At 43.6% G+C, this 9460-nt stretch carries 8 protein-coding genes; 4 read left to right on the top strand and 4 right to left on the bottom strand.

The window, feature by feature from the left end; all coding sequences use genetic code 11:
* Positions 1-55: 55 nt before the first annotated feature.
* The 3 genes from JNK13_05025 to JNK13_05015 are packed head-to-tail and all read right to left on the bottom strand — an operon-like array spanning position 56 to position 2383.
* Entirely contained in the window at positions 56-1219 is a 1164-nt protein-coding gene (locus JNK13_05025) for an acyl-CoA dehydrogenase (GenBank protein ID MBL7662100.1), read from the bottom strand.
* 4 nt (positions 1220-1223) lie between these two features.
* Positions 1224-1997: an enoyl-CoA hydratase/isomerase family protein gene (locus JNK13_05020; GenBank protein ID MBL7662099.1), complete on the bottom strand. Its 774-nt coding sequence runs from the start codon at positions 1995-1997 to the stop codon at positions 1224-1226.
* 38 nt (positions 1998-2035) lie between these two features.
* Positions 2036-2383: a histidine triad nucleotide-binding protein gene (locus JNK13_05015; GenBank protein ID MBL7662098.1), complete on the bottom strand. Its 348-nt coding sequence runs from the start codon at positions 2381-2383 to the stop codon at positions 2036-2038.
* 99 nt (positions 2384-2482) lie between these two features.
* Here JNK13_05015 and JNK13_05010 point away from each other — a divergent pair, with 99 nt between their 5' ends.
* The 4 genes from JNK13_05010 (at position 2483) to JNK13_04995 (ending at position 7848) form a co-directional block, all read left to right on the top strand.
* Complete coding sequence (locus tag JNK13_05010) at positions 2483-2860, top strand: response regulator (GenBank protein MBL7662097.1); 378 nt, start codon at positions 2483-2485, stop codon at positions 2858-2860.
* A gap of 203 nt (positions 2861-3063) precedes the next feature.
* On the top strand, positions 3064-5004 hold the full coding sequence (locus tag JNK13_05005; GenBank protein MBL7662096.1) for a serine protein kinase: 1941 nt from the start codon (positions 3064-3066) through the stop codon (positions 5002-5004).
* A gap of 153 nt (positions 5005-5157) precedes the next feature.
* Complete coding sequence (gene yhbH / locus JNK13_05000) at positions 5158-6381, top strand: sporulation protein YhbH (GenBank protein MBL7662095.1); 1224 nt, start codon at positions 5158-5160, stop codon at positions 6379-6381.
* A gap of 15 nt (positions 6382-6396) precedes the next feature.
* On the top strand, positions 6397-7848 hold the full coding sequence (locus tag JNK13_04995; GenBank protein ID MBL7662094.1) for a SpoVR family protein: 1452 nt from the start codon (positions 6397-6399) through the stop codon (positions 7846-7848).
* A 247-nt stretch (positions 7849-8095) separates the two neighbouring features.
* Here the strand turns inward: JNK13_04995 and JNK13_04990 are convergent, their stop codons facing one another.
* Entirely contained in the window at positions 8096-9073 is a 978-nt protein-coding gene (locus JNK13_04990; GenBank protein ID MBL7662093.1) for a transposase, read from the bottom strand.
* Between the last annotated feature and the right edge of the window lie 387 nt (positions 9074-9460).

Here is a 9460-nt window from a genome sequence, read left to right as displayed (position 1 = left end):
ATGTCAGAGATCGTACTAAAACGCGCTAAGCGCTCGGCATTAATTTTAGCCATTTTTACAAACCATCCTTAAGCAGACTGCGTGCAATTACTAGGCGCTGGATCTCACTTGTGCCTTCGTAAATTTCAGTAATTTTTGCATCACGCAGGTAACGTTCCACATTAAATTCTTTTACATAGCCATAGCCGCCATGAATTTGAATCGCCTTCAAAGCGTTTTCCACAGAGGCCTCAGAGGCAAAAAGCTTAGCTTGTGCAGCTTCGCGCCCGTAGGGGAGCTTTTTGTCCTTTAGACTCGAGGCCTGCCAGGTTAAGAGGCGCGCTGCACTGACACGCACACTCATATCAGCCAGATAATTCTGAATTGACTGATGTTCGGAAATTTCCTTGCCGAAGGCTTTGCGCTCAGTTGAGTATCTTAAGGCATCATCGAGAGCAGCCTGGGCAATGCCAGTTGCTTGCGCTGCGATCCCACAACGCCCACCATCGAGCGTTTGCATGGCAATTTTAAACCCGTCAGCTTCTTGACCCAGTAGTCGGTCAGCTGGCACATGAACATCGTCAAAGCTAATACTTGCAGTTGGCGAACCACAGATGCCAAGTTTATCTTCAAGTTTGCCGATGGTAATACCCTGGTCTTGTTTTAATTCAATAATCAAGGCGACAATGCCCTTTGCGCCAAGTTCTGGATTTTGCATCGCAAAAAGGACGCACGTATCAGATACCGGTGCATTTGTAATCCAGTTTTTCACTCCATTAATCACCCACTCACTTCCGTTACGCTTAGCCGTGCAGGTTTGGCGTGTCGCGTCACTGCCTGTGCCTGGCTCGCTCAGGGCAAAACAACCGAGCTGCTTACCGCTTGCGAGCGCGGGTAAATATTTTTTCTTTTGCGCGTCAGACCCAAAAGAATTAATTGGTGAGAGACAAAGCGAGTTGTGAGCACTCACGATCACACTCGTTGAAGCACAGACACGCGCCAATTCTTCAACGATGATGCTATAACTGACGTAATCAAGTCCTGCGCCTGAATAATTTTCGCTAACATTAACACCAAGAAAGCCATTTTCTGCGAGTTTAGGAATTAATTCCTGAGGGAAGTAATGATCGGCATCAATTTTTCTTGCCAGTGGGCGGACTTCTTTCTCGGCAAAGGCGCGCACGGTGTCACGAATCATGCGTTGCTCTTCTGTTAAAATTACCTCGTAGCTATTGTTCATCGCCTTACTTGCCTTGGAAATTTGCTTTACGTTTTTCTAGAAATGCCGTCAGTCCTTCTTTGGTATCTTGATAGCTAAACAAATCGCAAAAAAGCTCCTGCTCTAGACATAAACCGTTTTCGAGATTCTCCATATAGAGCCCAGAGAGTGCTTTCTTGGCCGCAGCTAGTGCAAGTGGTCCTTTGGAGAGTAATGTTTTGGTTAGTTCTGAAACGGTTGTCTGCAACGCATCTGCCTCGACGCAATAGTCAACCAAACCCATGTGCAATGCTTCTTCTGCAGTAATAACTTGCGCAGTGAGGATTAAACGTCGCGCTCGGCCAATACCTGTCCGTAGCGCAAGACGCTGCGTGCCGCCGAAACCAGGAATTAATCCTAAATTCACCTCTGGTTGGCCAAGCTTGGCGTGCTTACTCGAGACAATTAAGTCACAAGCTAATGCAAGCTCTAGACCTCCGCCAAGGGCAGCTCCCTGTAGCACTGCAATTGTGACCAGATCGAGACCCTGAATTAGATTCATTACCCGGTTACCAAGGGCAATAAAATCCTCGACACTTTCGACTGACAAACTCGACATCTGTTTAATATCTGCGCCAGCAATGAAGGCCTTTTCTCCGGCTGAGCAGAAGACCAGTAATTTAGCGCGAGAAAGATCTAGTTCTGATAGCACAGCTTCAATTTCTCCAAGCACTTCAGAACTAAGCGCATTTAACTGCTCGGCTCGGTTTATTGTAAGCGTAGCAACGCTGTCTTTAATTTCAATGTTTACAAAACCCATCTGCGATCCTTTCCTTTGATTAGTTCTTGGCTTTGGATTTATCCCGGAGGCCAAGTGAATTCCCTGCCGGCTAGCAAGTGGACATGCAACTGAAAGACAGTTTGCTGCGCATCCGGTCCAGAGTTTATCACAAGCCGATAGCCGCGGTCATTCAACCCAAGCTTAGTTGCTATTTCACTCAGCCTGATCAGTAACTGCCCGAGGACATTGGAGTTTTCTGGCCTGGCTTCACGCATAGAGGCAATACTTTCCTTAGGGATACCCAGTAAATGAATCGGTGCTTGTGGACTAATATCCTTAATCACAATCACTTGGTCATCTTCAAAGATAATTTCAGTGGGGATTTCCTTGCGAATAATTTTATGAAAAATAGTGTCATTACTCATAAGCATTTCAAATAAGATATAGTTAATATAAAATCACACTAATAGTTTCACACTTTCCAAACAAGAACTAGTATAGTTTGCTACGAGCTAGGTGTATGTATGAATTTAAAGGCACTGATCATTGACGATGATCCAGTTGTGCACGATATTTTGGGCGCATTACTGGAGGCGCGTTCATGGGTTGTTGACTCAAGCTATAATTTAGCTAGCGGGAACAAAAGCGTTTCAGACTCTGCAACCTCCCCCTACGCACTAATTTTCATTGATAATCAACTTCCGGATGGCCTTGGAAAGGATCGGATTAAGAGCTTAGCGCTAGAAGTTGCTGGGCTTGGTACAAAAGTTGTTTTTCTTTCTGCTAATTCTATCCAGGAACTGGAAGAGATGGGAGGCGTTGATGGTGCAGCAGCAGTGCTCGAGAAGCCTTTTACACCAAGCTCGCTTACGATAGTGCTTAATTCTCTGGGATTTAGTTAAGTTATAAGGGAAATTGTTTTAAAATTGCCGTTTCTGATACAAACATTTGCACGATCGAAGATATCAACAATAAATTCAATGTATTAATCGATGATTTTAGCCGATTTTTATCCGTAAAGAAACTTTTCTTGTCTGTCGATACTTTAACTGTAACCATTAACTATACTGAATTAATCCAATACTGAGTAGATGGAGGATTTTCTATGGCTCAAAGTCATGCAAACGAATTTAAAAGTATTATCGAGAAAGACAGAGAGACTCAGAAAAAACATCAGTGGAAGGGCACCGTCCTAGAATATCTAGACGTAATTAAAAAAAATCCCAACCTTACCCAACTTGCTCACTCGCGCATTTACGCGATGATTAAAGATATGGGAATTGACGAAGTAAACATAGAAGAGGATTCTCGCCTCTCACGTATTTTCAAAAATCAAAGTGTTAAAAATTATAAATTTTTCGCTGAACGTTTTTTCGGCATGGAAAATACAATCAGCGCAATGGTGCGCTACTTGCACTCTGCCTCACTCAAGGGAGAAGAAAGTCGCCAGGTGCTCTACTTGGTTGGACCTGTTGGTTCAGGTAAAAGTTCACTGATCGAAGAACTAAAACGCGGCTTAGAGCGGATTGCTCCAATTTACGCTCTTGATGGTTGCCCAATGAATGAAGAGCCCTTACACTTAGTGCCACGACATTTACGCCCACAATTTGAGGCTGAGCTTGGTGTACAAATCGAAGGCGATGTCTGTCCAATTTGTCGCTACCGCTTAAAGAGTGAATTTAACGGCAAGTGGGAAGAGTTTCCAGTTAAAACCGTAAACTTCAGCCGCCGTAACCGCGTTGGTATTGGTGTCGTCCCTCCAGTTGATCCGAATAACCAAGACACAAGTGTATTGATCGGTAGTGAAGATATTTCCAAGTTGGATTTATATTCTGAAGGCGATCCCCGAGTGCTTGACTTAAGCGGAGCACTGAACGTTGGTAACCGTGGACTTGTTGAGTTTATTGAAGTCTTTAAAAACGAGACAGAGTACTTACATGCGATGATTACCGCAACGCAGGAAAAATCGATTCCTGCCCCGGGACGACACGGCATGATTTACTGTGACCTCTGTATTGTAGCCCACTCCAACGAAGCCGAGTGGAAAAAATTTAAAGCTGACCACACAAATGAAGCAATTCTCGACCGTATTGTGGTGGTGCGCGTGCCTTATAACTTACGCGTTTCTGAGGAAGTCAAGATTTACCAAAAAATCATACGCCAATCGAACTTCAAGGCTGACATAGCACCACATACGATCGAGATGGCATCAATTTTTGCAATTCTTACACGACTTGAGCCAACTTCGAAGTGCGATCTACTTACCAAACTTAAGCTCTATAACGGTGAAGAAGTTGTAGAGAAAGGCAAAACCAAGAAAATCGATGTCCAAGAGTTACGTGAAGAAGCTAAACGCGAGGGCATGGATGGTATCTCAACGCGCTTCATCATGAAAGCTCTAGATAACGCGCTTTCAGACAACATTGAGAATAATTGCATCCACCCACTCAATGTCCGTGAATCATTGATTGCCATGGTTAAAGAGGCTGAACTTCCAGAAGACACGAAGAAACATTATCTTGAACTATTACGAGATGTAATTCACAAAGAGTATCTGCAGATTCTCGAGAAGGAAATCACCAAGGCCTTTGTCTATTCATATCAAGAACAGGCAGACTCCCTTTTCCAGAATTACCTTGATCATGCCGAAGCGTATGTTACGAAAAAGCGGGTAAAAGACCGCAATACGCAAGAGGAACTCGAGCCAGATGAGGCTTTCTTGAAGTCAATTGAAGAGCAGATTGGAATTATCGGCACTGCAGCAGATGGTTTTAGGCAGGAGGTTATTGCCTATCTCTGGTCGATCGGCCGGCGTGGCGAGAAGGTTCACTATGAAAGTTATGAACCACTTAAAGACGCAATCGAGAAGAAGTTAATGACTAGTGTGCGCGATATCTCGCGTATCATTACACGTTCACGCACGCGTGATGCGGAGCAACAAAAGAAATACGACACGATGGTGGAGCAGCTAATCGCTAATGGTTATCCGCCAGCATCAGTTGACGTAATACTAAAATACGCTGCTAACAATCTCTGGAAGGATTAACGTTGATCTTGGCCAATTTTTTCGTCACGGGACATTTTTTCTTCGCCTCGTTTATTACAATAAAGTCGGCATCGAAAAAATTCCCGTTACTCAAACTTGTCTCAAGCTCAAACTTAATCCCCATTAATTTGCGTGGAGAGTTAAATCGATAAAATGGGCGCAATCTTTAGACCACATGTTTCCGAGGATAAACGTAGCGACCGTAGTGCTCGCGACCGTGCTCGACATCGTCAAAAAGTTCGTGAATACATTCGTAACAATATCTCAGATATCCTTTCCGAAGAGTCAATCATTGGGACGAACAAGGATAAAATCATTAAGGTCCCGATTCGTTCAATTAAAGAGTACCGCTTTATTTACGGTGAGAATTCTCCTGGAGTGGCGCAAGGAAATGGTGAATCTAAGCCGGGAGATGTCGTCGATAAGGGTCAGCCCGGCCAACCTGATGCTGCTGGGCAAGCAGGAAGTGATCCAGGGGTTGATGCATTTGAAACCGACGTAAGCTTAGAAGAACTTACGGAAATTATGTTTGAGGATCTTGAGCTACCAGATTTACAGAAGAAAGCACTGCGCCAGCTCGAATCCAATCGCTCAACAAAGCGTCACGGATTTCGCAAGGAAGGTATTCAGGCACGCTTAGATAAGCGGCGCACAGCAAGAAATCGTATCAAACGCTTACTTGCTGTTAAAAAGAATCGTGTTGATCAAGATTTTGATGCTGAAGACAGGCGCTTCCCTTTCCACCATGACGACATGCGCTATCACCATATTACTACTGACACGCGCTTGCAGTCGAATGCTGTTGTAATTTGCATTATGGACACTTCTGGTTCGATGGGAACGGTAAAGAAATACTTAGCAAGAAGCTTTTACTTTTTACTTTTTCAGTTTGTGCGCATGAAATACGAGCAAGTTGAACTCGTATTCATTGCCCATCATACCGATGCCAAAGAAGTCACGGAGCAGGAATTTTTCCATAAGGTTGAGTCAGGCGGAACTTATATTTCTTCCGGTTATAGCAAGGCTTTAGAAGTGATTTATGCACGCTATCACCCTACGCTTTGGAACATTTACGCTTTTCATTGTTCAGATGGTGACAACTTCTATAGTGATAATGAGAAGGCGCTAGAGACGGCAAAGGAGCTTTGTGATGTCTGTAACTTATTCGGATACGGCGAAATCAAGCCTTCAGGTAGTGCATATTATAGTGGTAGCATGCTTGAGGTTTTTCAAAATATTGACAAGGCAAACTTTTTTTCAGCTGTGATTGAAAAGAAGGACGACCTTTGGGCTGCGTTTAAGGCCTTTATGATGAAGGACGTAACGATGCGACCGGCAATTCAAACTGGACAGAGTGGAACTGCCGCGCAGAAGTAAAATTTCAAGAAGCAAATTATGTCATTAAATCTACAAGACTTAGAGGACTGGGATAACAAAGTAAGAGCATTAGTGGATCGTTATGGCCTCAAGTGTTATCCGCAGGAATTTGAAATCTGCGATCATTTCGAGATGATTGGCTACATGGCCTATTCTGGGATGCCTTCTCGATACTCGCACTGGTCCTATGGGAAGACCTATGAAATTCAAAAGACGATGTATGATTATGGCGTAGGCGGATTGCCCTATGAGATGGTGATCAACTCTAGTCCTTGCATTGCCTACTTAATGCGAGACAACACTGATTTATTGCATATTTTAACAATTGCGCATGTTTATGGGCATAATGACTTTTTCGCAAATAATTTCATGTTTCGACTTGGAACGAATGCGCCGTACGTAATTGAGATGTTCAAGAATCATGCCAAGCGGGTGCGTAGCTATATTGAAGATCCTTCAATTGGAATTAACGCAGTGGAGAGGATTTTAGATTCGGCGCATGCACTTTCCTTGCAGCGCACGCGTAATCCCGGCATTAGAAAGCTTTCACATGTGGAGGCGGTGAAGCGTGAGATTGACCGTGCAAATCCACCACGTGATCAATATGCAGAGATTCACCCACAGGTTGAGAGGCAGAGTGCAAACATTGATAAGTTTCCGATCGAGCCTGAGCAGAATGTGCTTGATTTTATTGCAAAGCACAGCAGTGTTTTAAACTCCTGGGAACGTGATTTAGTTTCGATAGTAGATCAGGAAGCTGAATATTTTATTCCGCAAATTGAAACCAAGATTATGAACGAGGGCTGGGCAAGTTATTGGCACTACAAGTTGATTCAGGAATTGAGGCTACCGGAGCAGTATCATCTTGAGTTTATTGTGAGACATAATCAGGTATTACGTCCAACGCCGGGGGGATTAAACCCATATCATTTAGGTTTTATCATTTGGAACAACATTGAACAGCGTTGGAATGAGGGCAAAACTGGCCAAGAGTATCGTGTAGAGAAAAGACCATTACCGTCAACGGAGAATGATTCGCCGGGCCGGAAGAAGATTTTTGAGGTGCGTGAGAGTGACAGAGACGCGTCGTTTTTGAGGCGATTTTTAACTCCAGAGATTATGCGTGAGTTAGATCTGTTTGAGCATGAGCGTCGAGGTAAAGAGCGCGTGATTACAAAAGTGTCTGACGATGAGAGCTATGAGCAAGTTCGAGAGACATTGGTTAAAAATGTTGGCATGGGATCGATCCCGATTATAAAGATTCATGATGCTGATTTTGGTGGACGGCGCACTTTATATTTAAAACACGAGCATGATGGACGTGACTTACAGCTTGAATATGCGGAGAAGACTCTCACGCACTTGGAGACTCTTTGGGGTCGTGAGGTTTTACTTGAGACGACCGTGAATAACCGCCCATCTCTGCTCAAGCTAGTTGGACAAGCAATAAAAGTCGAGAGACTGTAGTAGCTCCTCAAGCAAGCATAAGCAGATCTAGGAGCAGGGCTACTATAACGCAAATCGAAGGCCACGACGTAACGGCACATAATCCATCACCACACCAACCAGTAGTTAGAGTCAATCAATCATCGCAATTTCGCAAAACCACTAAATAGCATTAAAAAAACCTCACATATATTGAATTTTGCAAAGACGGCCCCTCTCCCCTTACACAAACTAGGCGATTCTACTGTCTAGATTCTACTTTCTACAATTAGCCGACTAATATCGGCAGCAGCGCGCTCGCTAGAAGTATGCCTCCAGGGGCGAAAAAACCAGGAGGTGGCTTTAGATGCAAATCTCCGACTTTCCATGCAGCAAAAGTCTTCCTCGCAGATTCGGCCTGGATTTTGAACCAAGAAATGAAATTTTTCCTAATCTCTAAATCATGGGTCATGCAGATCATTTTAACACCGCATCTCTTAGATTCGTAACGCCTACGCGGAATTTCAAGTCGAAGCGCATGGACTCCAACCACTGGAGACTTACGATTGAGGCTATATCCACGCTCTCTGTCCTGAATTGTAGACAATAATTCTTTCAAATATAGTCTGTAGTCTGTTTTCGCCGTGCTCTCAAAACACTTAAGAAATGCCCAGGGAAATATACTCAAAGTATAATTTAACCCCTTACCAGTGAGTAATTTATCAGCTAAATCACCTTGTTCGACGAAACTTAAGTCAGACATTGGCAGAGTCGGAATTGCATCACGTGAAATTTTCTTGCAAGTTTTGTGCATCACACCACTACTTAGGGACCGATAACTAGATACACCAGGATATTCACTACATTTTTCAACAAGATTAGCCCTTACTGGATTAAGATAAAAATATGCTATCCGATCGAGCACCTTTGCAGGATCAAGTAAAACCACAGAATCATATCCTGATACCCAAACACTTTTTTGCTCATTACCTAAAAGATTATTAATTGCATGACCGAGCTCACCTTTTATGTATCTCATAAAATTTGGAACATCTGCTGGATTATTAACAACAATAATCATATGAAAATGATTGCCCATGAAAATGTAATGGCAAATAGTTGTACTATATTTTACAGACGCAGCAGCTAAGATTCCTTCAATAATTACTGCCATATAAGCTGCAACAGTAATTGGAAGACCTTCTTGGACACTGCTAGTGATTTCAAGAACTGTATTATTAAAAAAGCACTTTGGATTTCTTGGCATATCAAGCCTCCTAGATAAATTTTGACTTACCTAGTATTTTCGGCCGAAAGCTGGCTGATGTTTCCTTGTGGTATTGAAAAAAGTAGCCCTGCTCCTAGAAGGGTAAAAAAGTAGCCCTGCTCCTAGAAGGGTAAAAAGTAGCCCTGCTCCTAGAAGGGTATTAGAAGCAGCACGCACACCTACCTAAAAAACTCTACACGCCTCGACACCCCATCCACCCACACCCCAACCCTACCCAACTCATCCCCACTCATTAAAAAAACAGGCCTCTCCACCCCATCCACCCACACCCTCCACCCCGGGAAATAATGCTGATTCAACACCACCACCCCCTCCAATCCCCCCTGTATCTCAACCACCCCATATCCATCCTTAATCTCACCCCAC

It is taken from the genome of bacterium, assembly GCA_016786595.1.
Taxonomy (GTDB): Bacteria; Bdellovibrionota_C; UBA2361; order SZUA-149; family JAEUWB01; genus JAEUWB01.
Note: the sequence above shows the minus strand (reverse complement) of the source record. Positions and strands in the feature narration are given on the sequence as shown.

What these genes read in the sequence shown, in the direction of transcription:
- JNK13_05025 (MBL7662100.1), bottom strand. Translation starts at nt 1,219, where the DNA reads ATGAACAATAGCTACGAGGTAATTTTAACAGAAGAGCAACGCATGATT.
- JNK13_05020 (MBL7662099.1), bottom strand. Translation starts at nt 1,997, where the DNA reads ATGGGTTTTGTAAACATTGAAATTAAAGACAGCGTTGCTACGCTTACA.
- JNK13_05015 (MBL7662098.1), bottom strand. Translation starts at nt 2,383, where the DNA reads ATGAGTAATGACACTATTTTTCATAAAATTATTCGCAAGGAAATCCCC.
- JNK13_05010 (MBL7662097.1), top strand. Translation starts at nt 2,483, where the DNA reads ATGAATTTAAAGGCACTGATCATTGACGATGATCCAGTTGTGCACGAT.
- JNK13_05005 (MBL7662096.1), top strand. Translation starts at nt 3,064, where the DNA reads ATGGCTCAAAGTCATGCAAACGAATTTAAAAGTATTATCGAGAAAGAC.
- yhbH (MBL7662095.1), top strand. Translation starts at nt 5,158, where the DNA reads ATGGGCGCAATCTTTAGACCACATGTTTCCGAGGATAAACGTAGCGAC.
- JNK13_04990 (MBL7662093.1), bottom strand. Translation starts at nt 9,073, where the DNA reads ATGCCAAGAAATCCAAAGTGCTTTTTTAATAATACAGTTCTTGAAATC.